The organism is Chelatococcus reniformis (genome assembly GCF_014640075.1).
Lineage (GTDB): Bacteria > Pseudomonadota > Alphaproteobacteria > Rhizobiales > Beijerinckiaceae > Camelimonas > Camelimonas reniformis.
Window position 1 is genome coordinate 178,736 of record NZ_BMGG01000007.1, and the last position, 25,798, is coordinate 204,533.

The 25,798-nt window shown below is 68.3% G+C and carries 22 protein-coding genes and 1 pseudogene; 12 read left to right on the forward strand and 11 right to left on the reverse strand.

Annotation, left to right across the window (positions count from 1 at the left end):
- Nucleotides 1-67: 67 nt before the first annotated feature.
- The 5 genes from IEW34_RS19625 to IEW34_RS19645 form a co-directional block, all read right to left on the reverse strand.
- Nucleotides 68-1,564: a sugar ABC transporter ATP-binding protein gene (locus IEW34_RS19625; RefSeq protein ID WP_188610915.1), complete on the reverse strand. Its 1,497-nt coding sequence runs from the start codon at nt 1,562-1,564 to the stop codon at nt 68-70.
- Nucleotides 1,561-2,652: an SMP-30/gluconolactonase/LRE family protein gene (locus IEW34_RS19630; RefSeq protein ID WP_188611161.1), complete on the reverse strand. Its 1,092-nt coding sequence runs from the start codon at nt 2,650-2,652 to the stop codon at nt 1,561-1,563. Before IEW34_RS19630 ends, IEW34_RS19625 begins: the two co-directional genes overlap by 4 nt.
- A 5-nt stretch (nt 2,653-2,657) precedes the next feature.
- On the reverse strand, nt 2,658-4,775 hold the full coding sequence (locus tag IEW34_RS19635) for an ABC transporter permease (RefSeq protein WP_188610916.1): 2,118 nt from the start codon (nt 4,773-4,775) through the stop codon (nt 2,658-2,660).
- Nucleotides 4,776-4,895: 120 nt separating this feature from the next.
- Nucleotides 4,896-5,927: a sugar ABC transporter substrate-binding protein gene (locus tag IEW34_RS19640; protein WP_188610917.1), complete on the reverse strand. Its 1,032-nt coding sequence runs from the start codon at nt 5,925-5,927 to the stop codon at nt 4,896-4,898.
- A gap of 59 nt (nt 5,928-5,986) precedes the next feature.
- Nucleotides 5,987-6,958 (reverse strand): ABC transporter permease, encoded by a 972-nt coding sequence (locus tag IEW34_RS19645; protein WP_188610918.1) that lies wholly within the window; start codon nt 6,956-6,958, stop codon nt 5,987-5,989.
- A gap of 370 nt (nt 6,959-7,328) precedes the next feature.
- On the opposite strand from IEW34_RS19645, the gene IEW34_RS19650 reads away from it, so the two are divergent.
- The 9 genes from IEW34_RS19650 (at nt 7,329) to IEW34_RS19690 (ending at nt 16,703) form a co-directional block, all read left to right on the forward strand.
- Nucleotides 7,329-8,339, forward strand: coding sequence for a phosphotransferase family protein (locus IEW34_RS19650; protein WP_188610919.1), 1,011 nt, complete (start codon nt 7,329-7,331; stop codon nt 8,337-8,339).
- A gap of 117 nt (nt 8,340-8,456) precedes the next feature.
- On the forward strand, nt 8,457-9,692 hold the full coding sequence (locus tag IEW34_RS19655; RefSeq protein ID WP_210324540.1) for an acyl-CoA dehydrogenase family protein: 1,236 nt from the start codon (nt 8,457-8,459) through the stop codon (nt 9,690-9,692).
- A gap of 110 nt (nt 9,693-9,802) precedes the next feature.
- Entirely contained in the window at nt 9,803-11,434 is a 1,632-nt protein-coding gene (locus IEW34_RS19660) for an AMP-binding protein (RefSeq protein ID WP_188610920.1), read from the forward strand.
- Nucleotides 11,435-11,548: 114 nt separating this feature from the next.
- Nucleotides 11,549-12,157 (forward strand): TetR/AcrR family transcriptional regulator, encoded by a 609-nt coding sequence (locus IEW34_RS19665; RefSeq protein WP_188610921.1) that lies wholly within the window; start codon nt 11,549-11,551, stop codon nt 12,155-12,157.
- Nucleotides 12,158-12,472: 315 nt separating this feature from the next.
- The gene (locus tag IEW34_RS19670) at nt 12,473-13,501 is read left to right on the forward strand and encodes an ABC transporter substrate-binding protein (protein WP_188610922.1); all 1,029 of its coding nucleotides are present in this window, start codon (nt 12,473-12,475) and stop codon (nt 13,499-13,501) included.
- Between the two features lie 9 nt (nt 13,502-13,510).
- Nucleotides 13,511-14,509: an ABC transporter permease gene (locus tag IEW34_RS19675; RefSeq protein ID WP_188610923.1), complete on the forward strand. Its 999-nt coding sequence runs from the start codon at nt 13,511-13,513 to the stop codon at nt 14,507-14,509.
- Nucleotides 14,509-15,312: an ABC transporter ATP-binding protein gene (locus IEW34_RS19680; RefSeq protein ID WP_188610924.1), complete on the forward strand. Its 804-nt coding sequence runs from the start codon at nt 14,509-14,511 to the stop codon at nt 15,310-15,312. The genes IEW34_RS19675 and IEW34_RS19680 overlap by 1 nt, the downstream gene beginning before the upstream one ends.
- An 11-nt stretch (nt 15,313-15,323) precedes the next feature.
- Nucleotides 15,324-15,593 (forward strand): hypothetical protein, encoded by a 270-nt coding sequence (locus tag IEW34_RS19685; RefSeq protein ID WP_188610925.1) that lies wholly within the window; start codon nt 15,324-15,326, stop codon nt 15,591-15,593.
- A 276-nt stretch (nt 15,594-15,869) separates the two neighbouring features.
- Entirely contained in the window at nt 15,870-16,703 is an 834-nt protein-coding gene (locus tag IEW34_RS19690) for a nitroreductase family protein (protein ID WP_188610926.1), read from the forward strand.
- 118 nt (nt 16,704-16,821) lie between these two features.
- Here IEW34_RS19690 and IEW34_RS19695 read toward each other — a convergent pair whose 3' ends face one another.
- The 5 genes and pseudogenes from IEW34_RS19695 to IEW34_RS19715 all read right to left on the reverse strand — a co-directional run bounded on the left by IEW34_RS19695 (nt 16,822) and on the right by IEW34_RS19715 (nt 21,876).
- Nucleotides 16,822-18,261, reverse strand: a complete 1,440-nt coding sequence (locus tag IEW34_RS19695; RefSeq protein WP_188610927.1) for an amidohydrolase family protein — start codon at nt 18,259-18,261, stop codon at nt 16,822-16,824.
- Nucleotides 18,258-19,073: a MetQ/NlpA family ABC transporter substrate-binding protein gene (locus tag IEW34_RS19700; RefSeq protein WP_188610928.1), complete on the reverse strand. Its 816-nt coding sequence runs from the start codon at nt 19,071-19,073 to the stop codon at nt 18,258-18,260. The genes IEW34_RS19695 and IEW34_RS19700 overlap by 4 nt, the downstream gene beginning before the upstream one ends.
- A 587-nt stretch (nt 19,074-19,660) precedes the next feature.
- A complete protein-coding gene (locus IEW34_RS19705; protein ID WP_188610929.1) occupies nt 19,661-20,278 on the reverse strand; it encodes an energy transducer TonB family protein in 618 nt (205 codons plus the stop codon).
- A 216-nt stretch (nt 20,279-20,494) separates the two neighbouring features.
- Nucleotides 20,495-20,740 (reverse strand): hypothetical protein, encoded by a 246-nt coding sequence (locus IEW34_RS19710; RefSeq protein WP_188610930.1) that lies wholly within the window; start codon nt 20,738-20,740, stop codon nt 20,495-20,497.
- 187 nt (nt 20,741-20,927) lie between these two features.
- Nucleotides 20,928-21,876 (reverse strand): annotated as a pseudogene (locus IEW34_RS19715) (LysR family transcriptional regulator).
- 144 nt (nt 21,877-22,020) lie between these two features.
- Here IEW34_RS19715 and IEW34_RS19720 point away from each other — a divergent pair.
- From IEW34_RS19720 to IEW34_RS19730, 3 genes are read left to right on the forward strand one after another with little or no spacing between them, the layout of a single operon-like run.
- Nucleotides 22,021-22,794: an SDR family oxidoreductase gene (locus tag IEW34_RS19720; protein WP_188610931.1), complete on the forward strand. Its 774-nt coding sequence runs from the start codon at nt 22,021-22,023 to the stop codon at nt 22,792-22,794.
- Between the two features lie 39 nt (nt 22,795-22,833).
- Nucleotides 22,834-23,091, forward strand: a complete 258-nt coding sequence (locus tag IEW34_RS19725; protein ID WP_188610932.1) for a hypothetical protein — start codon at nt 22,834-22,836, stop codon at nt 23,089-23,091.
- 10 nt (nt 23,092-23,101) lie between these two features.
- Nucleotides 23,102-24,310 carry a serine hydrolase gene (locus tag IEW34_RS19730; protein ID WP_188610933.1) on the forward strand — a complete coding sequence of 403 codons (1,209 nt, stop codon included), beginning with the start codon at nt 23,102-23,104 and terminating at the stop codon, nt 24,308-24,310.
- Here IEW34_RS19730 and IEW34_RS19735 read toward each other — a convergent pair.
- The gene (locus IEW34_RS19735) at nt 24,268-25,734 is read right to left on the reverse strand and encodes an aminotransferase-like domain-containing protein (protein ID WP_188610934.1); all 1,467 of its coding nucleotides are present in this window, start codon (nt 25,732-25,734) and stop codon (nt 24,268-24,270) included. The two genes, IEW34_RS19730 and IEW34_RS19735, sit on opposite strands and share 43 nt — an antisense overlap.
- Nucleotides 25,735-25,798: the final 64 nt, after the last annotated feature.

The window sequence follows — 25,798 nt, forward strand, 5'->3', positions numbered from 1 at the left end:
TGATCTGTCGTGTTTTCTTCACGCGAACCGGCGTCCACTTCGCTCGAAAACGCTCTCTAGCCCTGTTTTAATGGATCGCCGCATACATGATCTTTTCCTCGGTCGCCTCGAGCGCCGAGAACTCCTCGACCACCTTGCCCTGCCGGCACACCAGGACGCGGTCGGACAGCGCCAGGATCTCCGGCAGGTAGGAGGAGATCATCACCACGGCCCGGCCCTCGTCGGCGAGGCGGTTCAGCAGCTGGTGGATCTCGGCGATGGCGCCGACGTCGACGCCCCGCGTCGGCTCGTCGAAGATGATCAGCTCCGGCTCCTGCACCAGCGACTTGGCGACGACCACCTTCTGCTGGTTGCCACCGGAGAGCTCGATGACCTTCACGTCCTTGCTGATGGCACGGACGTTGAGGTTCTTGATCCAGCTCTCGCCGATGCTGGCGGCCTCGCGGCGCAGCATGAAGGGCCGCTTGCCTCCCATCTTGGCGAGAAAGCCCATGTAGACGTTGCGGGCGATCGACATGGTCTCGAAAAAGCCTTCGACCTTGCGGTCCTCCGTGACGTAGGCGACGCCGGAGCGCACGGCCGCCGCGGGCACGGCGAACCGCACCGGCCGCCCGTTGAGGACGATCTCGCCGCCGTGGAAGAAATCCCGCTTCAGCACGCCCGAGACCACCTTGAACGTCTCGGTGCGGCCGGCGCCGACGAGCCCGAAGACGCCGGTGATCTGCCCGGCGAAGATCGAGAACGAGTTGTTCTTGACCATCGGCGCCATGCGCAGATTCTGCACCGAGAGCACGCGCGGGCCGCGGGGCCGAACCGTCTCCTTGTGGCGGCCGTAGACGGTCTGCGACAGGTCGCGGCCCACCATCGCCTGCACGATGCGGGCGCGGTCGAAGTTGGCCGTCATATCGGTCACCACATGCTTGCCGTCGCGCAGCACGGTGATGCGGTCGGAGATCAGCAGCGCCTCCTCCAGCGCGTGCGAGATGAAGATCACCGAGACGCCGCGGCGCTTGAGCTCCAGCACGAGGTCGAAGAAATATTTCTTCTCCTCCGGCGTCAGGCTGGCGGTCGGTTCGTCGAAGATGATGACCTGGGCGTTGTGCAGGACAGCGCGGGCGATCTCGACCATCTGCTTCTTGGCCGCGCCGAGCAGGCTGACCGTCGCCGTCGGCGACACATCGAAATTGAGCGATTGCAGGAATTGCTGTGCAGCGATGTAGATCCCGCGCAGGCGGTTGAAGTATTTCTCCTGGCCGAGAAAGAGGTTCTGGGCGACGGTCATCGACGGCACCAGGCTGTTCTCCTGGAACACCATTGCGACGCCGAGATGGCGTGCCTCCAGCGGCGTGCGCGGCTGGATTTCGCGGCCGTCGACCAGCATCTGCCCCGACGTCAGCGAGACGACGCCGGCCATGACTTTGGTGAGGGTGGACTTGCCGGCGCCGTTCTCGCCGACGAGGGCGTGAATCTCGCCGCGCTCGAGGGCGAAGTCGACGCCGTCGATGGCCGGGACGCCGCCGTAGGCCTTGGTCGCCTGGCGCAGCTCGAGCACGGGTCCGGTCACTGGTTGAGCTCCGCTTCGATCTCGGCAATGGGCAGCCGCAGGATGCGCTCGTTGCCCTTGGTGAGGACGTAGAGGTGACCGGCGCATTCGACCGCCGCGACGACACCGTGATTGCGGCCGCCGGTGCGGCTGTGCAGCGAGTAGAGGGGGCTGCCGTCCGCCGCGAGCCGGATCACCAGGCCGTAGGAGACGGGGGGTGCCCAGGGCTTGAGGATGCCCATGGTCTTGATGTGCGCGCCCTGCATCGGCTCCAGGAAGGTGTGGCCGGAGCTCAACTTGGGGGCGATCCAGTATTGCGGTTCGATCTCCTTCATCATGCGACGCCGGTAGGCGGTTTCGCGCAGCACGAACTCGACGAGCTGGGTGCGCGCGGTGAAGGCGGTCAACCAGAAGCCGCCCCCGGTCGCGGGCGCGAGCCGAGAGGGATACACCGGCAGGGCGTCGAGCACCGCCTTGCCGGCCGCCTCGCGCTCGACGGTGACGAGCCGGTGACGCCAGCTCTCGCAGACCCAGATGTCGCCTTCGGCGCTTTGACAGGCGCCGAAGGCGTAGGCGAGCCCCCTGGCGAGTTCGCGCGGCTGGCCGCGGCCCGGGTCGAGCGCGATCACGCGACCGCTTCGGCCCCGCAGCATCAGGTCGTGGCACCAGTTTGCATACGGCTGCGTGCGCGACCCGTCGGTGGCGAGCACCGTGCCCGCAGCCGTCGCCGCGAGGGCATTGATGGCGTTGAAGGGGACGCCGTTGGCCGCCTCGCACACGTAGCCGTCCCCCGCGCCGCCGACGATCTCGACTCGGCGGCCGCCGAGCGCGACCGCCATGCCACCGTCCGCGAGGAGGCAAAAGGCCGTGATGGGCTGATCGAAGCGCGCATGCATCGTGGGCGGGCCGCCCGTCAATCGCAGGATCTGCGTCCGCTGCGCGGCGAACAGCTCGCGGCCGTCGCTGGCGAGATCCTCCAGATCCGGCAGCTCGGCGAAGACGGCCGCGTCCTCCAGGTGCTGGTTGGGCTTCAGTGCGCCGTCGAAGGGCGGCACGGTGACCGCCGCCTCGCCGCGCCCGAGCAGGCGATCGGTGATCCGGGCGAGCATTCCGGTCAATGCTGCTTCCCCCAGCGCACGTCGTATTGCACGAATGTCGGATCGGCATCGGGCAAGGCGTAACGGCCGATGCGGTTGTTCAGGATGCCGCCCAGGTAGAGATGGCCGCGATGCTCACGCATCGACGTGATCATCGGGTGGTTGACGCCGCCGAGATCCCACAGCGAGTCCAGCACGCGCCCCTCGTCGTCGAACTTGATGACGCAGCCGGTGTTGATGTTGGGGAACAGCCATTCGTCGACGGGGAGCCGCTTGGCCATGCGGCGGCGGAAGCCGGGCATGCGCCAGGCAAGGTCCAGGGCCGGGCAGCGCATGCCCACCATGGCCAGCCAGTAGTTGCCGTCGGAGGCCAAATTGATGTTGTCGGGATAGCCCGGCAGGTTGTCGAGCACCGTCTCCACTTGCCCCTTCTTGGGGCCGGCGAACCAGTAGCGCTTGACGGTGCAGCCCCACGTCTCGGCGAAGAACAGCGACTGGCCGTTCTTCGCAATGCAGATGCCGTTGGGAAATTTCAGCCCCTTCAGGGCCGTATGCGTGGTCTTGGTGGCGGGGTCGTAGCAGATGATGCGCCCGTTGCCGCGCGCCTCGAGGCCGTCCACCGGCCACTCGTGCATCTCGTAGCGCACGGTCGCCTCTGAGAAGAAGATGCGCCCGTCGTCGGCGATGTCGAGATCGTCGGCGAGCCTGAGCCGGCTGTCGTCGGTGACCGAGGTCAGGCTGCGGTTGGTCTCGTCGGTCGCCTTCTCGACGTGCCGGTCCGGGGTGATCCGGTAAAGCCCCATGCCGCCGACGCAGACGTAGAGATTGTCCTTGCGGTCGAAGGCCATGCCGAGCGGGCTGCCGCCGATGTGGGCGTAGACCTCCATGCGCTCGTAATCGGGCGGGAAGAAGCGGATGATGTCGCCCTGCCGCGAGCCGGCATAGAGGTAGTCGTTGCGGTCGAGGATGACGTCCTCGGGCGCTTCGATGCGGCCGACACCGATGGCCGTCGCCCGGCGCAGCCTGTCGTTCTGGGCGAACGGCGTGCCGCTGTCGGCCGCCGTCGACGGCAGCGCCGGCATGCCGTGGTAGGTCGGGCTGACGTAGACCTTGCTGATGATGCGATGGCGGTTCTTGAGCCAGCGGATGTCGATCACCGCGGCGAGGACGAGGATCGTGGCGAGCACCATGCGGGTGACGCCGCCGGGTGCCGAGAGCGTGGTGAGCCCGTTGGTGATCAGCAGCACGATCAGCGTGCCGACCATGGCCTTGACCACCGAGCCCTTGCCGCCGCCCAGGCTGATGCCGCCGAGGATGGCGGCGGTCAGCACCGTGACCTCCAGGCCGGTGCCGATGTCGCCGCCGACGGTGCCGAGCCGGGCGGCGAAGAAGAGGGCGCCGATGGCGGTCAGCACGCCACTCGCCACGTAGCAGCGGGCGATCACCGAGCGCACCGGGATGCCCGAGTTGTAGGCCGAGCGGCGCGAGCCGCCGATGGCGCTGATGTGCCAGCCCGGCCGCAGCCGCGTCAGGAAGATGTGGCCGAAGATGGCGAGGGCGGCATAGAGCAGGGCATCGCTCGGGACGCCGAAGACGTCGCCGCCGCCCATGAAGTTCCACAGCGGCGTGTCGGGAAAGGCCGCTGCGATCTGGTTGGAATGCTCCAGGATGAGGATGTCGTAGAGCGCCCGGTAGATGATCAGCGTGATCAGCGTGGTGATGAAGGCGCGCAGCCGCAGATAGCCGATCAGGATGCCGTTGACGGCGCCGAGCAGGGCCCCCGCAACGAGCGTCGCGACGATCACCAGCGGCACGGGCCAGTTGAGGATGTTGAGGCAGAACAGCGCGCAGAAGTTGGTCAGTGCGAACATCGAGCCGACCGAGAGGTCGATGCCGCCGACCAGGATGACGAGCGCCATGCCGAAGGTGACGAAGCCGATTTCGCCGAACTGGCGCGCCGTATCGCCGAGGCTGGCGGGCGCCAGGAAGCCGGGGATGGCCCGGCTGAACACGAGGGCGACCACGATGAGAACGAAGACCGGAATTGCCGTCTCGGTCCAGCGCTTGGAGAGGATCTCGCCCAGCAGGTGATCGGGCCAGTAGCGGTAGCGCAGCTTGAGGAGGGTGTCGCTCATCGGCCATCCGGCGAAAAGGGCAGGGGGCGTGCCTGGAAGCACGACCGCCCGGCTGCGGGCCATGGTCCGTGCGCCAGGCGCCGAGGGAGCGGCGGGCCGCCGGCCCGCCGCGCGATGGGCTCAATGGGAGCTGGTGAGCTTGTCGAGGCTCCAGCAGGTGCCGTCGATCGCGGCGTTCGCCTTGGTGATCGGGATCAGCGTCGAATAGACGGAGCTCTTGGCCTGGCCCGCCTTCAGGTCGCTGGCGAGCAGCCACTTGATCATGCTGGCCATGTTGGAGGCCTGGGTGGGCACGTCGTAGCTGAGATCGAGGTCGAAGGCGCCGGCCTTCACCTGGTCGCAGGCGCCCTTCTGTTCGCCGCCGCCGGAGGTGGCGACAAACACCTTGCCGGTGAGCCCGGCCTCCCTCACGGCGGCCGCCGTGCCGATGTCCATGCCGTCCCAGAAGCCGACGATGCCGCACAGGTCGGGATTTTGCTGGAGCACCGTCTGGGTGATGGCCTTGGCCTTGGTCGCGTCCCAGTCCGCCGCCTGGCTCGACACCACCTTGATCTCGGGATGCTTGGCGAGAACGTTCTCGACGCCCTTCAGCGTATAGGCGCTGGCGGCGGCCGACAGCGCGCCCTGGACGATGGCGATCTTGTTGGACTTGCCCTTGCAGGCATCGACGACCGCCTGGGCCCCGCGCTCGCCGATCTCCACCCAGTTGGCGCCGACGAAGCCGGTGGTGCGGTAGGCCGATCCCATGTTGATCTGGATGACGTAGGTGCCGCTGTTCTCGGCCCGCTGCAAAAGCTTGGCATAGGTCTGCACATCGGGATTATGGACGATGATCGCCGCGGGCTTCTCCGACAGCAGCGTGGTGACGGCCTGGGCCCCCGCCGTCGTGCTCCAGTTGGGGTCGCGCACCTCCACCTTCACGCCCCAGGGCTCGAGCTCCTTCTTGATGCCGGCGACCCAGCCCTGGGCCAGGTCGAAGTTCATGGCGACGGGGACGATCGCCACCACCTTGCCTTGGAGCGCCTGCCGGAACGGGCCCTGGAACGGCTCGTCGAGCCCCTTCTGCGCCAGGGCCGGTCCGGCCACCACGCCGGCGAAAACCAATCCGGCCACGGCGTTCGCCAGGCGCGGCAACAACAGCTTCAGACCCATGTCGTCCTCCCGTATTCGTTGGTTTTTCACCCGGTGCGACCGGCACGAGGCGCGGGTGTTCAGATGTCGCCTTGCTGGGCTGTCTCCTCGTTGCGTGGATTGACGAAGGAGTCGGCGAGGATGGCGACGAGGAGCACAAGCCCCTTCACCAGGTTCTGTGCCGAATAGGACAGGTTGAGGATGGTCATGGCGTTGAGCATGGTGCCGATCAACAGCGTGCCGACGATCGTGTTGAGCACCCCGCCGCGGCCGCCGGACAGGCCGATGCCGCCCAGCACGACCACCAGGATCACGTCGTAGATCAGGGTGGAGTTGAAGATGCGCGTCGGCATGCTGTTGATGGAGGCCGCGAGCACCAGGCCGGCAAATGCGCCGATCAGGGCGGCGAGCACGTATTGCAGCACGATGAGCGGGCGCACCGGCACGCCGCCGACCCGGGCCGCATTGGGGTTGTCGCCCATGGCATAGATGTAGGCGCCGAGGCGTGTCGACTTGAGGAACAGCGCGACCGCCAGGCTCGCCAGCCCGAACATGATCACCGGCGTCGGGATGCCGAAGAGCGTGCCACGGCCGATTACCGCCAGGCCGTCGAGTGCCGCGCTCCACTGCACCACGTCGATCTTGAAGAAGGCGACCTGGCCGAGGCCCGCCAGGAAGAGCCCGGAAGCGAGCGTGGTGAACAGCGACGGCACGTCCGCGTAGGCGATCAGCCAGCCATTGACCAGCCCGAACGCCAGAGCCAGCGCGAGGCCGGCGGCGAGCGCGGCCGGGACCGAATGGCCGTACTGCACCATCTGGAGCACCAGGCCCGCCGGGACCGAGAGCGAGGCGACCAGGGACAGATCGACGCCGCGGCCGATGACCACGATCGACATGGCCAGGCCCAGGATGCCGAGAATGGCGACGTTCTGGAGCAGCGTCAGCAGATTGTTGGATCTGAAGAAGCCCGGGAGAAACGCAGAAAATCCGACGAACAGGACAACGAACAGGATGAAGACGATGACCTGTTGGGAGAGCCGGATCTTCATCATCGCGTCGCGCACCTCGTCGGCCGAACGGATCGCGGATCGGTCATAGGAGTCGCTGACGCGGCATGGGGCGAGCGCTCACCGCAGCGGGCGGCGCGGCACCTCGGGCGTGGGCGAATGACACCTGCATCCACGTCGCCTCCCTGTCGCCGTCGCGCGGCGATCGTCTGCGGCTGGCCCTCGCGGGATACCGCGCCGGTCCATCTGCTCCACCGTGCCCCCGGTGAGTGGGGACAACGACGGCTTGAGCCGGCTTTGCACCAGCATGTTCGCTTCGCCGGACCCATGTCAAGCATACTGAACTGAAAATAAGTTCAGTTGATTGACATGAGGTTCAGGTCCCCGCATCCTGGCAAGCCAAGGGGAGGACTTGATGTCTGGGGCGGCGATCGAAGGACGGTTGAGGAACAAGGTCGGCCGCGACAGCGGCGGCGCCGACGCGCTCGCCTATTTCGGCGTGCTCGCCGACGGGCACGCCGGGCTGACCTTCGAGTTCGGCGTCGCCGGCCCGGGCGGCGAACGCCACTACGTCCTGAAGATCGCCCCCATCGGCGTGACCCGTCGCGGCAACACCGACGTCTATCGCCAGGCGCCGCTGCTGCGCGCGTTGCACCGCGCGGGCCTGCCCGTTCCGGATGTGCCCTTCGCCTCGGCCGAGGAGGACGAACTCGGCACGCCGTATATCGTCATGGAGCGGCTGCCCGGGCGCAGCTTCGTGGTCTGGGAGCCGCACGCCAGCTTTTCCCGCGAGCCCGCCGAGGTCGACCGCGTCTGGCGCTCGGCGGTCGCGGCCCTGGCCGGCCTGCACGCCTTCGACTGGCGCACCGCGCTCGCGGCCTGGGAGGCGCCCCGTCCCCTGGCGGACGAGGTCGGCTACTGGGCGCCCATCCTGGAGAAGGCACAGGAGGAGACGTGGCGGGCCAAAGGGCGGCGGCTAGGCGCTCTGCTGGCGCGCACGGTGCCGCCGCCGGGACCGATCGGTATCGTCCACGGCGACTACCAGCCCGGCAACGTGCTCTATCGCGACGGCCGTTTGACCGGAGTGATCGACTGGGAACTGGCCAGCATCGGCGCCCAGATGCTCGACCTCGGCTGGCTTGCCATGATGGCCGATCGTGCCTGCTGGCACGCCGACTGGCAGCCGGTGTCGACCTTCGGGCGCGAGGACGTGGCGCAGGCGTATGCGGCGGCGGGCGGCTTCGAGGTGAGCCACCTCGGCTGGTTCCAGGCGCTCGCCTGCTACCGCCTGGGGTCGATCGCCTGCCTCAACGTGCGGCTGCACCGGACCGGACGGCGCGTCGACGAACTCTGGGAGCGCTTCGTCTCCAGCATCGACGTGTTGTTCGAACGGGGCCTGGAACTCGCGGCGGCGGACGCCGGATAGAGCATTTTCGAGCGAAGTGGACGCCGGTTCGCGTGAAAAAAATGCGACAAAACAGGCAAGTAGAGCATTCCGCGATTCGGAGAAACGCGGAAATGCTCGAGAGGAGGGGCAGCGGCGATGATCGACTTCTCGGTACCACCTGAACTGGCATCCGTCGGCGAGCGCATCGCCGCCTTCATTCGGGACGAGGTGATCCCGTTCGAGGCCGATCCGCGGCAGGGCCCGCACGGCCCGAGCGAGGAGTTGCGGCGGGAGCTGGTTGGCCGGTCGCGCCGGGCCGGACTTCTTTCGCCGCACGGACCTGCGGAGTGGGGCGGGCTGGGCCTCGATCACGTCGGCATCGCCATCGCCTTCGAGCAGGCCGGCTATTCGCCGCTCGGCCCCCTCGCGCTCAACATCCAGGCGCCCGACGAGGGCAACGTCAATCTCCTCAACGTGGTGGCCACGCCCGCCCAGAAGAAGAGGTGGCTCGGCCCCCTGGTGGCCGGCGAGATCCGCACCGTCTTCATGATGACCGAGCCGAACAACGGCGCCGGCTCCGACCCGTCGCTGCTGTCGACGGTGGCGCGGCGGCACGGCGATCATTTCGTCATCGACGGCCTGAAGTGGCTGATCACCGGCTACCCCGACTCGGCGCTCACCATCATCCTGGCGCGGGCGCTGGACGAGGACGGTGCCGACCTCGGCGCCACCATGTTCCTGGTGCCGACGGGCACGCCGGGCATCCGCATGGTGCGCATGCTCGATTCGATCGACAGCAATTCGCCGGGGGGCCACGCGGTGATGGCGCTGGAGGGGCTTCGGGTTGGCCGCGAGGATGTGCTGGGCGAGGTCGGCCACGGCTTTCGCCATGCCCAGGTGCGCCTCGGCCCCGCCCGGCTGACCCATTGCATGCGCTGGCTCGGGCAGGCGCGGCGCTGCCACGACATCGCGGCGGCCTACGCCGGCCGGCGGCGCTCCTTCGGCCGGCCGATCGGCGAGCACCAGGGCGTCGGCTTCCAGCTCGCCGACAACGACATCGACCTGCACCTCGCCCGCCTGGCGATCCTGCATTGCGCCTGGATGCTGGATCAGGGCGAGCGGGCGCGGACCGAGACCAGCCGCTGCAAGGTCTTCTGCTCGGAAGCGCTCGGGCGCGTCGTCGACCGCTCGATGCAGGTGCTCGGCGGACTGGGCATCACGGCCGACACCGTCGTCGAGCGGACCTATCGCGACATCCGCTGCTTCCGCATCTACGACGGCCCGTCCGAGGTCCATCGTCACGTTCTGGCGCGGGACGCGATGCGGAACGCCGAGACGATCCAAGGCGGGGTGTTCGGCGTCGACCCGCTGACGGCGTCCGGCGCGCTCTAGACGGGGCAACGCGCCGGACCCCACTGAGTCGAGCCGAGATCCGGCGGTGTCGTGCGCCTTGGTCAAACAAGCCGAAGGCAGGCTCGTCATCCGCAAGTGGAGGCGTCGTCATGAGGCTCATTGAATCCGCTTCTTCTTACGACGACATCTACGGACGGTTTCGCTGGTTCGTCCCGGAATACTACAATATCGCCACCGACGTCTGCGACAGGCACGCCGCGGGCGCGGACGGCACCGCCTTGATCGCCGACGGCCCCGGCGGTGTGCAGCGCTTCAGCTTCGGCCAGATCCAGCGGCTGGCCAACCGGATGGCCCATGTCTTCCTGGCGGCCGGCGCGCAGCGGGGCGATCGGGTGATGATCCTGCTCGGGCAGGACCCCTTGGCCGCCGTCGCCCACGTGGCGTGCTGGAAGGCGGGCCTGGTGTCGCTGCCGACCTCGGTGCTGTTCGGCGTCGACGCCGTGGCCTACCGGCTCACCGACAGCGGGGCGATCATCGCCCTCACCGACCTCGAGAATTTGCCCAAGCTCGCGGACGCCCGCACGCAGGCAGGCTTGCCCCGCACGATCTTCCTGGTCGACGGCGCCGTCCCGGGGGCAACGTCGATCGAAGCGGCCATGGCGCGCGCGTCCGAGCACTTCGTCACGGTGACGACACGGGCCGACGAACCCGCGTTTCTCAACTACACCTCCGGCACCACCGGCTGGCCGAAGGGCGCCCTGCACGCCCACCGGACCATGCTCGGGCATATGCCGGGGGCCGAGTTCGGCTTCGATTTCTTCCCGCAGCCGGGGGACTGCATGTGGTCGCCGGCCGACTGGTCGTGGCTCGCGGGCCTGATGGATGTGCTGATGCCGGCTTGGTTCCATGGCGTGCCGGTGGTCGCCTCGCGGCAGAAGAAGTTCGATCCGGAAGAGGCCTTCGCGCTGATGGGCCGCCACGGCGTGCGCACCGCGCTGCTGACGCCGACGGCCCTGAAGCTCATGCGGCAGGTGCCGAACGGGGTGGCCAGGAGCGGCACGAAGCTCCGCTGCGTGCTGAGCGGCGGCGAATCGGTGGGCGCGGAGCTGCTGGACTGGGCCTCGCGCGAGCTGCGCACACAGGTGAACGAGGCCTACGGCCAGACCGAATGCAACCTGGTGCTCGGCAACTGTGCCAGCGTCATGCCTGTCAAGCCAGGTTCCCTCGGGCGCGCCGTGCCGGGCCACGTGGCGGCCATCGTCGACGACGACGGCACGCCGCTGCCGGCGGGCGCGGTCGGCAACATCGCGCTGCGCCGGCCCGATCCCGTGATGCTGCTGGAATACTGGCGCAAGCCGGACGCGACGCGGGACAAATTCGCTGGCGACTGGCTCATCACCGGCGACCTCGGCCACATGGACGAGGACGGCTATGTCTGGTTCCAGGGCCGCGCCGACGACGTCATCACCAGCTCAGGCTACCGCATCGGACCGGCGGAGATCGAAGACGCGATGACGCGCCATCCGGCCGTGGTCATCGCCGCCGCCATCGGCGTGCCCGATCCCGTGCGCACCGAGACCATCAAGGCGTTTGTCGTATTGAAGGCCGACACCCGGGCATCGCCGGGACTCGCGGACGAGATCCGCGCCTTCGTCGGCGAGCGGCTGGCGCGGCACGAATGTCCACGGGACATTGAGTTCGTCGACGAACTGCCCATGACCACCAACGGCAAGGTGATCCGCCGGGCCCTGCGCGAACGGGAAGCCGCACGGCGGACATGACCCCGCTTGCCTGCGCGGCGAACCGCAGGCAGACACCGCCAGCGCGTATGAGCACACGGTGACATTTTGCAACGGAAATCGGCGGCGAAAGCCGCACCCCCGACGGCCAAGCCCATGCATCCCGCCTTCGACCGCTCGGAGGAGTATCAGCGTCGGCGCCTGGCCATGGTGCAGACCGCCGTCTACCTCTTCAACCGGGCCGGATTTCACGCGACGTCGATCGCCGAGATCGTCAGGGAGCTCGGCGTCTCCAAGGCCGCTCTCTATTATTATTTCGCTGACAAGACGGACCTCTTGTTCAACTGCTACCTGCACGCGGTCGACAATGGGCGGCACCTTGCCGAGTCGGCCGCGGCCCATGGCGGAACCGGCCTTGAGAAGCTCGAGACCTACATCCGCAACCAGTTCGATGCTCTCGTCCGCAAGGAGGGCGCGGCGTGGATCCTGAGCGACTTGTCCGTCCTGAGCGTGGAGCAGCGCGAGGAGGTGAAGAAGCGCTCGCGCATCGTCGACGGACTGGTGCGGGCGTTCATCCAGGAGGGCATCGACGATGGCAGCATCTCCGCCATCGATCCCAAGATAACCGAGTTTTTTCTCATGGGATCACTCAACTGGCTGCCCCGCTGGTACAAGCCCGAGCTCGGTTATACGGCGGCGGAGCTGACCGACATCTTCCTGCGCTTTGCCTTCGATGGCCTGCGGCCGCGGCCGGGTGGCGGCTGATCGAGGCATCGTCGAGCGGCCCCGGTATCGTCGTGGTGCTCGACGCGCCCCTTCGTTCATCGTGCGCGCCCCAAGCGCCTGCGCCGGGGACGGCCGGCTCGGCGCGGCCATGACGGGCTTCGTGCCGCGTCAATAAAATTTGCTTTGCCTGCGGGCAAAATATGGAAGCAAATTTCCCGTCAACTGTCATACTTTGCCAATGATCCGAGTAACGATCCGGCGCGAGCGGCCCGGTCGGCAAGTTGTTCACGTCTCATTGCATCTCATACATCGCCGCGACCACACAGCGCTTCGCCGACGACGCAGGAGTATTCGATGTCGCGATCCGTCCCGTCCAACGGGGTCTCCCGTCGCACGCTTCTCCGGGCGGCCGGCGCCGCGGGGTTGGCCGCTTCGACCGGCGTGCTGGCCGGCAACATCTATGCTCCCGCCGTTGCCGGGCCGGCGCCGAAGATCCGCCTCGCCTGGACCGAGGTGGCGGCGTGCCATTCGCCTCTCGGCTTCGGCATCGCCAAGGGCATCTACGCCAAGCACAACCTCGACGTCGAGCTGTTCTATCAGGGCGCCAGCGGCCAGACGCTGATCCAGGCGTTGGCCACGGGCAAGGCCGATGCGGGCGCGGGCCTCATCGGCGACTGGCTGAAGCCGCTCGAGCAGGGCTTCGACGTCAAGCTGTTCGTCGGCTCGCACGGCGGCTGCCAGCGGTTGCTCGCCTCCCAGGCGTCCGGCATCAAGGACGTCGCCGGCCTCAAGGGCAAGACGATCGCAAGCTATGACGTGGTGTCGCCGCCGAAGGTGGCCTTCCAGGTCACGCTGGCCAAGGCCGGCATCGACCCGGAAACCGACGTGACGTGGAAGGTGGTGCCGTTCGACCTGGTGGGCGAGGCGGTCAACCGCGGCGACGCGGACGTCGCGGCCCACCTCGATCCCTGGGCATTCTCCATCGAGAAGAAGTTCGGGTTCCTCAAGCTCGCGGACACGCAGACCGGCGTCTACGAGGGGCACACCTGTTGCGTGCTCGGCGCCAACGGCCCGTTTCTGACGGCCAACAAGGATGCGGTGCGCCGCCTCGCCGAGGCAAACATCGAGCTGCACGAATACACGGCAAACCATCCCGACGAGGTGGCGCGGTGGTACTTCGAGACGCTCAAGCCAGCGGACCTCACCCAGGCGGAGCTGACCGAGATCCTCGGCACGTTGGTCTATCACAACCATCCGATCGGACAGCCGCTCGTCGACCAGATCCAGAAGAGTGCCGAGGACCTGAAGCTCGTGAAGGTGCTCGAGGCCACGACGGATCCCAAGGCGTTTGCGGAGCGGGTCACGGTCAACCTGCTCGCCTGAGACCGCAGAATGACCGATGCGGCCCAGACATTCGACGACCTGGCCATTGCCGATCCGACCTCGACGTTCGGCGGCATTTGGCGCAGCGGCGTCCTCGCCGCCCTGTCCTGGGCCGCTGCCGCGCTGATCACCGTGGGCCTGCCGGACGTCGTGCCGTGGGGCAGCGCCAAGCTGTTCGCCGGGCTCACCGCGGGCGCGGCGGCCGTCTTCCTCGTCCTGTCCTTCGTCGTGCAGCGCCTGGGGCGTGCGGGCGAGGTCCTTCGCCACTACGGCCCGTGGTTCGTCGCCGTCGGCGTCTGGCTCGCCCTGTGGGAGCTCGCCACGGCCAAGTTCGGCTGGCTGCCCAAGCCGTTCTTCTCGCCGCCGCACGGCATTCTCAACGTCTACGTGACCGACGGGCCGCGGCTGCTGCTGTGCATCGTCTACACGCTCCGTTTGTGGTCGCTCGGTTTCCTGTCGGGCATCGTCGTCGGCTACGGGGCGGGCGTGGCGCTCGGCTGGTCGAAGCCCTTCGCCTATTGGGGCATGCCGTTGCTGAAGCTGATCGGGCCGGTACCGGCCACCGCCTGGATCCCCGTCACTTTCTATTTCTTCCCGACCACGTTCGGCGCCAGCATCTTCATCGTGGCGCTCGCTTCGGGCATCCCGGTCGCCATCCTCACCGCCTCCGGTGTCGGCTCGGTCAGCCGCGCCTACTACGACGTCGGCCGCATTCTGGGGGCGAGGAGCTGGTACCTGATCCGCCGTGTCGCGATCCCGGCGGCGATGCCGCACGTATTCGTCGGTCTGTTCATGGCTCTGTACTATTCGTTTGCAGTTCTGGTGGTGGCCGAGATGCTCGGTGCCAAGTATGGGCTCGGCTGGTACATCCAGTTCCAGACGGCTTACTCCGGATACGCCAATGTCTATGCAGCCATCATCATCATGGCGGTGCTGTGCGCCGGGATCGTCCGGCTGTTGTTCGTGGTGCGAGACCGCCTGCTGCGCTGGCAAGAGGGGTTCATCTGATGGCCGAGGCGGCGCCGCTGCCGCTGGCGGCGGACACGGATTCTCTCGCGGGGGGCGGCACGGCGGTCGACGTCCGTGCGGTGAGCCATCAGTTCCGCCTCTCCGGCGCGCGGCTGCCGGTGCTCGACGGCATCGAGTTCAGCGCCGAGCCCGGCGAGTTCGTGGCGCTGCTCGGCCCGTCCGGGTGCGGGAAGTCGACGTTGCTGCGCCTCATCGCCGGGCTCGAGCGGCCGACGGCCGGCGAGATCGCCGTCGGGGGCCGCCCGGTCGATCGGCCGGACCCGTCGCGCATCCTCGTGTTTCAGGACCCTACCCTGTTTCCGTGGGCGAGCGTGCGCCAGAACGTCACGACGGGCCTGGAGGCCCGGGGGGTGCTGAAGCAGGAGCGCGGGCGCGTGGGCGAGGCGCTGGCCCTGGTCGGCCTGGCCGGCTTCGCCGACGCCTATCCCCACCAGCTCTCGGGCGGCATGGCGCAGCGAGTGGCATTGGCCCGGGCGCTGGTCAACGATCCCGCGCTGCTGCTGCTCGACGAGCCGTTGGGCAAGCTGGATTCGCTGACGCGGCTGACGTTGCAGACCGAGCTCGTGGGGCTCTGGCAGCGCAACGGCTTCACCGCGCTGCTGGTCACCCACGACGTGGAGGAGGCACTTCTGCTCGCCTCGCGCATCGTCGTATTCAGCGACCGGCCAGCGCGGATCAATGCGGAGTTCCGCTTCGACAAGCCCTATCCCCGTCACCGCGACGCCCCCGATCTGGTGGCGATGCGCCGCCGCATCCTGGGCGCGCTGGGCTTCGCCACGTGAGGTGACGGCGAATGCGAGCGGTCCATCTCCTGTCCTTCGGCTTGCTGATCCTGGCCTTCGCGGTACTCTGGTGGTGGGTCACCTATCGCGACGTCATCCACTACGCCTATCTTCCGGCCCGCGACGCGGCCGTCTGCCTCGTGGGCCAGACCGGGGCCTGTTCGCTCGCCCGTGCCCTGTGCCGCGGCTCGCATCCGCTCGTGGCCGCGAACTACTGGTGGGGAACCTTCTGGATCGGCTTGGCCATGGCGTCGCTCAGCCTGACGCTCGTTCGCGCATGACGAGAAATGCGGATGCCGGCCAATGGGGCTTGCGCCATGGCCGCGGCCGAGCTCGAGAGGGCACGGGATGGGCGGTTCCTTCTGTACCGGTCCCGCGGACAAGCTCCGTCGGCGTCAGCAGCTTCGGTTCGTGCTATAGGCGATGTGCGGCCCCTGCCGCTCGGCAGGCTCCTCGCCCGGCTCCGCGCCGCGTTGGATAGCGCCTAGTCGGGCGGTTTCGCCCATACCAATTCCTGAAACCCCGCTCCGCTCCGCACCGGTCACCGAGTTCAAGCCATGACGCACCCTGTGGTTTCGCCCATCGAGGCCGCCCTGACTTCACGTTATGGGGACGCCGCCGCCGGCCTGGCGCCGCTCTGGAACGATACGATCGCGGCTCTCCTGTCCCATCGCTCGGTCCGCGCCTTCCTGCCCGGCCCGCTTCCGCAGGGGACGGTCGAGGCCGCGGTCGCGGCGGCGCAGTCGGCGCCCTCGTCCTCCAACCTGCAAACGTGGAGCGTGGTCGCCATCGAAGATCCTGCCACCAAGGCCAAGCTCGCCGAGTACGCCAACGGCCAGACACACGTGGCCGAGGCGCCGCTGGTGCTTGCGTTCCTCGCCGACCTGGCGCGGCTCGAGGAGATCGGCCGCCGCCGCGACCACCCGACGGATGCGCTGGCTTTTCTGGAGACCCTGTTGATCGGTTTCATCGATGCGGCCCTGGCCGCGCAGAATGCGGTGGTTGCGCTCGAATCGCTCGGCCTCGGCACGGTCTATCTCGGTGCCATCCGCAATCGGCCGGTCGAGGTGGCCGAGCTGCTGCACCTGCCGCCCAACGTCGTTGCCGTCGTCGGCCTCGTCGTCGGCCACCCTGATCCGGCGCGCCCCGCCGCGGTCAAGCCACGGTTGCCGCAGCGCGTCGTGCTGCACCGCGAGCGCTACGACGCGAGCCAGCCGCCGGACGCGATCGACGGCTATGACAGGACCCTCGCGGAGTTTCAGCGCGGGCAGAACCTGCCGCCGGCCGGCTGGATCGACGCGGCCCTGCAACGGGTGCGCGGCCCGCAGTCGCTCAGCGGCCGCGACCGGCTCAAGGAGGCGCTGATCGCGCTGGGGTTCGGCTTGCGCTGACGACGGCGCGGCCAGCTGCTAGTGCATTTCCGCGTTTCTTCGAATCGCCGAAATGCCCTCTGTTTGATTTGTCGCGTTTTCTTCACGCGAACCGGCGTCCACTTCGCTCGAAAACGCTCTAGATGATCGGCCAGCGCGGCTGGATCGCCCCCAGCAGGCCGGATCGCTCGGCAATGCGCCGGCCACGGGTCTTTGCCTCGAAGAGCGCGCGCTCCTCGTCGATGCTCAGGACGACGCCTTTCTCCATTAGCACCTGGCCGTTGCAGACGACCGTGTCGGCGCCGCCGCGTGATGCGTAGACGAGATTGGCCAGGGGGTTGAGCACGGGCTGCCACTCCGGCTTGTTCGTGTCGAACAGGCTGATGTCGGCTTTCTTGCCCGTCTCGATCGAGCCGATCTGCTCGTCCCACAGGAGCGCCCGCGCGCCGTGGAGGGTCGCCATCTCGATCACCGTTTCAGGCGGCAGCACCATCGGATCCAGGCGCTGCGATTTGGCGGCTCCGGAGGCGAGCGTCATCTGCCGGACGATGTCGACATAGTTGCTCGACATGGCGCTGTCGGATCCAAGCGCAACGGTCGCACCCAGCTCGAGCAATTCCGGAAACCGCCCGAATTCCATGCTGCCCATCCCGGCGCGGAAACCGGTGGATGGCGTGCAGCAGACACAGGCGCCGTGCCGGAGCGTCAGGGCCAGCTCTCGCGGGCTGGCCCAGCCCATGTGGATCAGCAGCACGTTCGGTCCGAGCGCGCCGAGCTCGGCCAGCCGCTCAACGTCGGGCATCCCGAACTTGACGCGCGAGGCGACCACCTCGTCACGCGCTTCGGATGCATGCAGTACGAGGCCGACGCCGTTGGCGTCCGCGGTTTGCTTGGCCTTGCGGATCAACTCGTCGGAACAGACCGCGGGTATCCGCAGGCCGATCCAGACGCGGGTGCGTCCGTCATGAGCCCCGTGATAGGCGTCGATCGTCTCCTGCGCCCTGGCAAGCGCCTCGTCTGCCGTCTCTCTGACCACGTGGCGTGCCAAGTCGCCGATGGCGGTCGTGTGGACGTCGAAGGCGATCCGGGCGATGACGCCGCGCAGGCCGCTTTCGCCCAGCGTCCGCGCCATCTCGTCAGGGAAGTAGTTTCCAGGATCCAGAAAGCAGGTCGTGCCCGCGCGGATCATCTCCAGGTGGCAGTTCGTGGCCGCCCAATAGGCGTCATCGCTCAACAGCTGCGCCTCGTAGCCGTAGAGCCGCTGAAGCAGGTGGATGGGAATATCGCAGCCGTCGGCCAAGCCCCGCCCGAGCTGCTGGGAGTTGTGCACGTGGGTGTCGATGAGGCCCGGCAGGACCAGCTTGTCGCCCGCATCGATGATCTTGCGCGGGTGATAGGATCCCGCGATCTCGTCCGACTTGCCGACGGCGACGATCTCGGCGCCGTCGATGGCCACGGCGCCGTCGCGTATGATCCGCCGCTCCTCGTCGAGTGTGACGAGCCACTCGGCGTTGCGGATGAGGAGGTCGATCGCAGGGCTTTCCGGCCTGTTCTCGCCGGGCCGCGGCCTTGCGCTCACTGCTCCCAGCCGAAGCTCACGAGATCACCGTAGAGGCCCTTGAGCACGGCCTTGGTTTCCGGAGCGTCCTGATAGATTTGGATGAAGCGTTGAATTCGCTCGTCGGCCTGCTGCTGCGGCCGCGTGACGAAGCGAATGGCCCATATCTTCTGGGGCTTCTCGTAGAGGAGCGCTCCGTTCGGATCGACGCCGACCAGGCGCAGAAAGCTCGGAAAGGTGACGGCGATATCGGCATCGTCGATCGAGCGCACCACCTGCTGGGCCTCGAGCGGCACCACCTTCAGCCGCTTCGGGTTGCCGACAATATCGCTCAGCGTCGCCCTGTAGTCGGCTCCGTCCCGCAGCTTGATGAGCTTGGCGTCACGCAGCAATAGAAGCGCGCGGCCGAGGTTCGTCGGATCGTTGGATATGGTGACTGTGGCGCCATCCTTCAGCTCGGCGAGATCCTTGATCCTCTTCGAATAGATGCCGGAGACCGAGATGAAGCCGATGCCGACGGGGACGAAATCGTAGCCATTCCCCTTTTTGGCCGCCTCCAGGAAGGGGATGTGCTGATAGAAATTGACGTCCACGGCGCCTTCGGCCAGCGCCACATTCGGCGCGTTCCAGTCCGTGAACTCGACGAGCTTGACGTCGAGGCCCTGGGCCCTGGCGCGGTCCAGCACGGCCTCGATCGCCTTGTTGTTGGCGGAGGCGGCGAGCCCGATCTTCAGGGCCGCGGTCTCGGCGGCCGCCGGACGGAGCACCATCAGCCCGGCGACGGTGGCCGCGACGAGGGCAGCGGCCAAGCGGCCCGACGGACGTTTGAACATGACGGGCGCCTCGGTGATCTCGAAGTGGTATGCCAGTGCAGGGCCGACGACCGGCGACCGCCGTTCCGCGGGCCCGCCTGGATGCGTGATCGCGCTGAGAGTTCCCCTGCCGGCGGCATCCACGCGCCCGCGGCGCCAGGGCCGATCGAGGGAGGGTCGATCGACATCGGAGCCACGGCACGGGTGGCAGCAACACCCGGCAGGCTGCTCGCGGCGCCGCCGGCAGGAGATTCGTGAAGATAGGAAATCCGTATGGTAGACAAATCTATGACACGAATTGTCCAAATGACGGATCAGTGCTGCTAAGTTTTACCGCTTGCAAAGAAACGTCAATTAGATGGATTTCGTCTTTTTTGATCGACACGCAGCATAACTTGTCCGTGCGTGACAGGCTCCTCCCGATTTGGCCGGGATCGTCCTCCCAGACGTTGGACCGTCGCCTCGATGAGCCTATCGGGTCGCGGGAAGGGCTCGCAGCTAAACGTTTTAGAGCATTTCCGCGTTTCTTCGAATCGCCGAAATGCTCTATCTGTTTGATTTGTCGCGTTTTCTTCACGCGAACCGGCGTCCACTTCGCTCGAAGACGTCTAGCCCCGCAGGCTGAAGCGCACCGGCACGGTCAGCCGCAGCACGCCGCCGGAGACTTCGACCGGCACGGCCGGAAGCGGCTCGGCGCGGCGGATCATGGCCAGGGCCGCCTCGTCGAGCGCCGCTGAGCCCGAGGACCGCGCGATGAAGAAGTCGAGCAGCCGGCCGGCACGATCCATGGTGAAGGTCAGCTGCGAGATGCCCTCGGCCCCCGCGGCGCCGGCAGGATAGCCCTTATGCCGATCGAGATGGGCGAGCAGCCGGCTCTTCCAGGTAGACGGAATGTCGGCGGCCTTGACGCCCGCGCCGAAGGTGGCGGACGGCGCGGTCCGTGTCGGCGCGGCGGAGGCGCTCGCCACGTCGTGAACCGGTGCCGGCATCGGTTTGCGTGCGGTGCGATCCGCCCGTCGCGCGCCGGCCGCGCGCGCTGGCCGAGCGGCGCGGCGCTTGGCGCGCTGCGCGGGATGCAAGGTGACAACCGCGGCTTGCGCCTGCCCCGAGCGCGGCACGGCCTCCGGCTCGCCGCCCCCCTCCTGCTTCGGATGGGAGGCGGACACCGCCGTGGCCGCAGCCTCGACGGGGCGGTCGAGGGCGGCGCTGTGCGAATGACTGTCCATTGCCGCGGCTTCCAGCCCGGGCGCGGTGGCCGTCGGAAGCGGAGCGAGATCGACCATCACGGCGGCGGGCGGCTCGCCCGTGGACGTCTTGAGCCGCTCGGCGCCCCGACGACCAGCGCTAGCGCCACGTGGCCGGCGAGGACGGCGAGGGCCGCCGCGCACCAGGCGGCCAGTCTGAGTATGCGCCGAGCGTCGCCGGAGCCTGCCATCGCGGCCTCAGGCGCGGCCCGGAGCCCGCGTCCCGCGCAGGTGGATGGCGACGCTGAGCAGGTCGACGAGCCGCCGCATGCGGCCGCTGAGCGCCTGATAGGCGTCGGCGTCGGCGTTCGACGGTCCCTCGGCGAACGCCAGCGCGTCGCGCAGCTCGATCTGGCTCGCTCCGGTGCGCAACGCCTCCCGGACGATCAGATCGTCCACCGGCCCAATGGCCGCCACGACCTCGCGCTTCGAAATTTCAGCCATCTGCAGCGCCCCGCGACCGTGGAGCCCGGCCGATCCGCAAGCACAGATACGCTTTCCTCGTGATCGTCTCAAGTCATCGGCGCCACAAGATAAATAGAATAGTTCAAATCTACGCTGTTTGTTCTGGCGTGATCGTCGGGCGGTGCGGTGTCGCGAGACTCATCGTGACGCAACGGAGGACGGTCGGTTAGCCAGGGTCGGCGGGGGAGACGCCAGGACCATCGGGCGACGTGGTGCCGTCGGTGAGAAGCTCCCGTCCCAGCAAGCCCTCGAGCCAGTCGGCAAAGACCTGAAGTCGGCGGGACAGGTGCTGGCGGTGCGGATAGAGCAGGGTCATCGGCATCGGCGCCGCACGGTGGCCCGGCAACACCTCCATCAGCTCCCCCGCCGCCAGGTGCTGCCGCACGTCGTAGGCCGGAATCTGGATGAGGCCGAGCCCGGCAACAGGCGATATAGGTCTCGGCGCCGTTGACGGTGACACGGCCGCGTAGCGCGACGGTGCGGACCACGCCGTCCTCGATCCACTCCCAGTCCTCGACGCGGCCGTTCGAGGGCGAGGCATAGTTGACGGCCCAGTGGCTCCCGAGGTCCTCGGGAGCCTCGGGCACCCCATGGCGCTCCAGATAGGCGGGGCTCGCTACGTTGATGAGCGTGAGCTGGCCGATGGGCCTGCCGATCAGCCCGGAATCGCCCAGCGGCCCCACGCGTAACACGCAGTCGACACTGTCCTCGACGAGATTGACTGCCCGGTCGGTGACGCCCAGATCGATGTCGAGTTCGGGATAGAGTTCCAAGAACGCGGGCAGCGCCGGCGCAATGATCAGCCGGCCGATGCGGCCGGGAACGTCGATGCGCAGCCGCCCGGAGGGCTTGGCGGCGGCCTCGCGGAACAGGCCTTCCGCCTCCTCCACTTCGGCCACGAGGCGAAGGCAGCGCTCGTAGAAGGCCGCGCCGTCCTGGGTGCACGAGACCTTCCGGGTCGTGCGGTGCAGCAGCCGCGCGCCGACCCGGCCCTCCAACTCCCGCACGGCCGCCGACACCGAGGAGCGCGGCAGGCCGAGCGTGTCCGCGGCGCGGGTGAAGCTCGCGCAATCGACGACGCGGACGAAGATGCGGAACAGGTCGATACGGTCCAAGGGAAGCGAGCGCCTGGGATTATGCGGGAAATCTGACAGGTGATGTCAGAATGTTCGTCTTTATCAGCCAAATCCAGGCGCTATGGAATGCCGCGAGCGTGGTCGCATGGAGCGGCCCGCCTGACGGGACAGGAGGCTGACGCCATGGCCGATCACAGCATCAAGGGCAAGACCGCGATCATCGCTGGCGGCGCGAAGAATCTCGGCGGGCTGATCGCCCGCGACCTCGCCGCCCATGGCGCCAAAGCGATCGCCGTCCACTACAACAGCGCGGCGACCAGGGCGGATGCAGAGCAGACCGTGGCCGCCGTCAAGGCGGCCGGCGCGGAAGCGGCGATGTTCCAGGCCGACCTTACCAGTGCCGGCGCCATGGAGAGGCTGTTCGCCGATGCCGTCGCGACGCTCGGCCGCCCCGACATTGCCGTCAACACCGTCGGCAAGGTGCTGAAGAAGCCGATGGCCGAGATCTCCGAGGCCGACTACGACGAGATGAGCGCGGTCAACGCCAAGGCCGCCTTCTTCTTCCTCAAGGAGGCGGGCAGGCACATCAACGACAACGGCAAGATCGTGACGCTGGTCACGTCGCTGCTCGGCGCTTACACGCCGTTCTATTCGTCCTACGCCGGCACCAAGGCGCCGGTGGAGCATTTCACCAGGGCGGCCTCCAAGGAGCTGGGCGCGCGCGGCATCTCGGTGACGGCGATCGGCCCGGGCCCGATGGACACGCCCTTCTTCTATCCGGCCGAAGGGGCCGACGCGGTCGCCTATCACAAGACGGCGGCGGCGCTGTCGAGCTCCTCCAAGACCGGTCTCACCGACATTGAGGACATCGTGCCTTGGATCCGCATGCTGGTCTCGGACGGCTGGTGGATGACCGGCCAGACCATCCTCGTCAACGGCGGCTACACCACCAAGTGACTTACCCCCGACGCGGGGGTCTTCGGGGAGGGGCTCGGCATGCACATGGCCTTGGTGATCGGCGGCGGCATCGTGCTGCTTGGCCTGTTTCTGCTGTTCGGCAGGCTGTGGGATGTGGGCCTGGCGGTCGCCGCCGGGGCCTTCATTCCGGTCTGGCTCGCCATGGCGCTCGCCAATATGTGGGTGGGGGTGAACCGCGCGGGCTATTCGGTGCGCGACGAACTGCCGATACTCTTGGTCGTCGCCGCCGTGCCGGCGTCGATCGCCGGCGCTGCGCTCTGGCGCCTGGCGCGGTGATGGGAGCAAGATGAGCAATGGAAGCGCGTTGCGGCGGATGCTGCGGGCTGCGGCGGCAGTGGCGATGGCTGTCGCTCTGCTGTTCGGCCAGGCCGCGCGAGCGGAGGCGGTGAGGCCGGAACAGGCGCTCGCGGCGCTCTTCGCCGCGCCCGCGGCCGATGCAGCCGCCTTCGCGCCCGGCTTTCTGGCCCGCCTGCCGGCGGGGCAGGTGACACAGATCGTCGCCGCCTTGCGGCGCGAGCACGGGTCGCTCGGCGGGGTCGAGGCCGCTGCCGACGGCTTCACCCTGCGTTTCGCGCGCGCCCGCATACCGGCGCGTATCAGCCTTGACGCCGACGGGCGCATCGCCGGTCTCTGGTTCGGCGCGGCCGAGGCGGAGGGCGATCTCGACAGCCTCGCGGCTGCGATCAGGGCGCTGCCTGGCCGCACGTCGGTGCTGGTCATCACCGACGGGCGCGAACTCGTGACCCACGAGGCATCGACGCCCCTGGCCGTCGGCTCGGCCGCCAAGCTCGCCATCCTGGCGGCCGTCCAGCGCGCGGTCGCGCAGGCGCGGCTTGCCTGGGACGCGGTGGTGAAGCTCGATCCGGGCTGGCGGTCGCTGCCGACGGGCCAGCTGCAGGATTGGCCCGAGGGCACGCCCCTCACCGTCGCGACGCTCGCGCATCTGATGGTTTCGATCAGCGACAACACCGCGACGGACACGCTGATCCGCCTGGTCGGACGTGAAGCGGTCGAGGCTTTGTCGCCCCGCAATGCGCCCTTTGCGACGACGCGGGAGCTCTTCATCCTGAAGGCGGGGGAGCATGCGGGGCTGCGCAGGGAGTGGCGGGACGGCGATGGGGCCGGGCGCCGCGCGCTGCTGGAGGCCATCGCGGCTGCGCCGCTGCCGCGGCCGGAGGCGCTCAGCCCGGCGCCCACGCCGGAGGTCGCCTGGGTCATGACCGCGGGGGAGGTCTGCGCCCTCCTCGAGGCGACGGCCGATCTGCCGAGCGTGGGCATCAACAGCGGCCCTGCCGACCGCGGCGAGTGGCGGGCCGTCGCCTACAAGGGCGGATCCGACGTCGGCGTGCTCAACCTGTCGAGCCGGCTCGTCGGCCGGGACGGCCGGGTCCACTGCGTGGTCGCGACGTGGAACGGTGACGGCGCGCTCGACGAGGGCCGGCTGATCGCTCCCTATCGCGGGCTGATCGCCCGGCTGGCTGGGCGGTCGGACTGACGGCCGGCGGGTGGCGCGGATGTGCCGCCGCGCAAGGCGCGGCCGATGACGTCGAAGATCCTGGCATCCGTGGACTGGGCGACGTTGAAGCGCAGGAAGCCGCTTGCTGTCTGCGACTGGCTGAAGGCGTTGCCGGGTGCCAGCACCACGCCCTCCTGCAGGCAGGCGCGAGCGAGGCGCGCGGCGTCGACGCCGTCGGGGAGCCGGCACCAGAGGAACATGCCGGCCCGCGGCAGAAGCCAGGGCGTGATGCCGAGGGCCCCGAGCCGGCCGACGGTCTCGTCCAGCGCGGCGGCCAGCCGGCGGCGGACTGCTTCCATGTGCTTGCGGTAACCGCCGTCGGTCAGCGCCGCCAACAGGAGATCGGCCGCCAGCCGCCCGCCGCCGAAGCTCGTCGCGATCTTGAGATCGGCGAGGCTGTCGATCCACTCGCGCGGCGCGGCGATGTAGCCGCAACGGACCGATGCCGACAGGGTCTTCGAGAAGCTGCCGATGTGGATGACCCGCGTCAGCCCGTCGAACGCCGCGAGGCGCGGTGCCGGAGCCGGCTCGAAATCGGCAAAGATGTCGTCCTCGACGACCACCAGTCCCGCGCGCTCGGCGAGCGTCAGCAGCCGGTGCGCCACCGCCGGGGAGAGCACGGCGCCGGTCGGATTGTGGATCGCCGAATTGGTGATGTAGAGGCGGGGCGAATGGGCCGCCAGGGCCGCCTCGAAGGCGTCGACGTCAGGCCCGCTCGGCGTGTAGGGCACGCCCACGACCTTGGCACGATGCGCCTTCAGGAGGGCGTGGAAGTTGAAGTAGCAGGGATCGTCGAGCAGCACGGTGTCGCCCGGCTCGAGCAGGAAGCGGCAGATCAGGTCGATCGCCTGGGTGCCGCAGTCGGTCAGCATGATCTGGCCGGGGCCGGCCTCGATGCCACATGCCGCCATGCGCCGCGCGAGCAGCCGGCGCAGCGCCGGCAGGCCGAGCGGCGTCGCATAGTCCGTGATCGTCGCGGTCTCGGCCCGTGCCAGCGCCCGCAGCCCGCGGCGCAGGCCCGCCTCGTGCATCCACGAGGCAGGCAGCCAGCCGCAGCCCGGCTTGAGCACCTCCTCGCCCGCTTCCAGCGACTGGCGGGAGATCCACAGAGGGTCGATCTCCCGCTCGCGCTTCGGGCCGATCTCGGCGAGGGCCAGGGGCACGGCCGCCCCCGACACATAGAAGCCTGAGCCGGGCCGCGAACGGATGGCCCCCTCCGCCGCCAGACGTTCGTAGGCCTCCACGACGGTCGACACCGAAACCGCCATGGCCTTGGCCTGCGCGCGCACCGACGGCAGACGCGCCCCCGGCAGGAGCGCGCGCGCCGCGATCCGCGCCGTGATCGCGGTCATCACCGCGTCGATTCGGCTCCCAGCCCGGCCGGAGGCGATATGATCTCTCATCCGTAATGCTCACGTGACCATAACAGTTCGTTCAGATTGTATTGGATTGTCCCTAGAGGCGCCA

What these genes read in the sequence shown, in the direction of transcription:
- IEW34_RS19675 (WP_188610923.1), top strand. Translation starts at nt 13,511, where the DNA reads ATGACCGATGCGGCCCAGACATTCGACGACCTGGCCATTGCCGATCCG.
- IEW34_RS19680 (WP_188610924.1), top strand. Translation starts at nt 14,509, where the DNA reads ATGGCCGAGGCGGCGCCGCTGCCGCTGGCGGCGGACACGGATTCTCTC.
- IEW34_RS19670 (WP_188610922.1), top strand. Translation starts at nt 12,473, where the DNA reads ATGTCGCGATCCGTCCCGTCCAACGGGGTCTCCCGTCGCACGCTTCTC.
- IEW34_RS19650 (WP_188610919.1), top strand. Translation starts at nt 7,329, where the DNA reads ATGTCTGGGGCGGCGATCGAAGGACGGTTGAGGAACAAGGTCGGCCGC.
- IEW34_RS19720 (WP_188610931.1), top strand. Translation starts at nt 22,021, where the DNA reads ATGGCCGATCACAGCATCAAGGGCAAGACCGCGATCATCGCTGGCGGC.
- IEW34_RS19640 (WP_188610917.1), bottom strand. Translation starts at nt 5,927, where the DNA reads ATGGGTCTGAAGCTGTTGTTGCCGCGCCTGGCGAACGCCGTGGCCGGA.
- IEW34_RS19735 (WP_188610934.1), bottom strand. Translation starts at nt 25,734, where the DNA reads ATGAGAGATCATATCGCCTCCGGCCGGGCTGGGAGCCGAATCGACGCG.
- IEW34_RS19725 (WP_188610932.1), top strand. Translation starts at nt 22,834, where the DNA reads ATGCACATGGCCTTGGTGATCGGCGGCGGCATCGTGCTGCTTGGCCTG.
- IEW34_RS19730 (WP_188610933.1), top strand. Translation starts at nt 23,102, where the DNA reads ATGAGCAATGGAAGCGCGTTGCGGCGGATGCTGCGGGCTGCGGCGGCA.
- IEW34_RS19665 (WP_188610921.1), top strand. Translation starts at nt 11,549, where the DNA reads ATGCATCCCGCCTTCGACCGCTCGGAGGAGTATCAGCGTCGGCGCCTG.
- IEW34_RS19690 (WP_188610926.1), top strand. Translation starts at nt 15,870, where the DNA reads ATGACGCACCCTGTGGTTTCGCCCATCGAGGCCGCCCTGACTTCACGT.
- IEW34_RS19660 (WP_188610920.1), top strand. Translation starts at nt 9,803, where the DNA reads ATGAGGCTCATTGAATCCGCTTCTTCTTACGACGACATCTACGGACGG.
- IEW34_RS19685 (WP_188610925.1), top strand. Translation starts at nt 15,324, where the DNA reads ATGCGAGCGGTCCATCTCCTGTCCTTCGGCTTGCTGATCCTGGCCTTC.
- IEW34_RS19710 (WP_188610930.1), bottom strand. Translation starts at nt 20,740, where the DNA reads ATGGCTGAAATTTCGAAGCGCGAGGTCGTGGCGGCCATTGGGCCGGTG.
- IEW34_RS19705 (WP_188610929.1), bottom strand. Translation starts at nt 20,278, where the DNA reads ATGGACAGTCATTCGCACAGCGCCGCCCTCGACCGCCCCGTCGAGGCT.
- IEW34_RS19645 (WP_188610918.1), bottom strand. Translation starts at nt 6,958, where the DNA reads ATGATGAAGATCCGGCTCTCCCAACAGGTCATCGTCTTCATCCTGTTC.
- IEW34_RS19655 (WP_210324540.1), top strand. Translation starts at nt 8,457, where the DNA reads ATGATCGACTTCTCGGTACCACCTGAACTGGCATCCGTCGGCGAGCGC.
- IEW34_RS19700 (WP_188610928.1), bottom strand. Translation starts at nt 19,073, where the DNA reads ATGTTCAAACGTCCGTCGGGCCGCTTGGCCGCTGCCCTCGTCGCGGCC.
- IEW34_RS19630 (WP_188611161.1), bottom strand. Translation starts at nt 2,652, where the DNA reads ATGCTCGCCCGGATCACCGATCGCCTGCTCGGGCGCGGCGAGGCGGCG.
- IEW34_RS19635 (WP_188610916.1), bottom strand. Translation starts at nt 4,775, where the DNA reads ATGAGCGACACCCTCCTCAAGCTGCGCTACCGCTACTGGCCCGATCAC.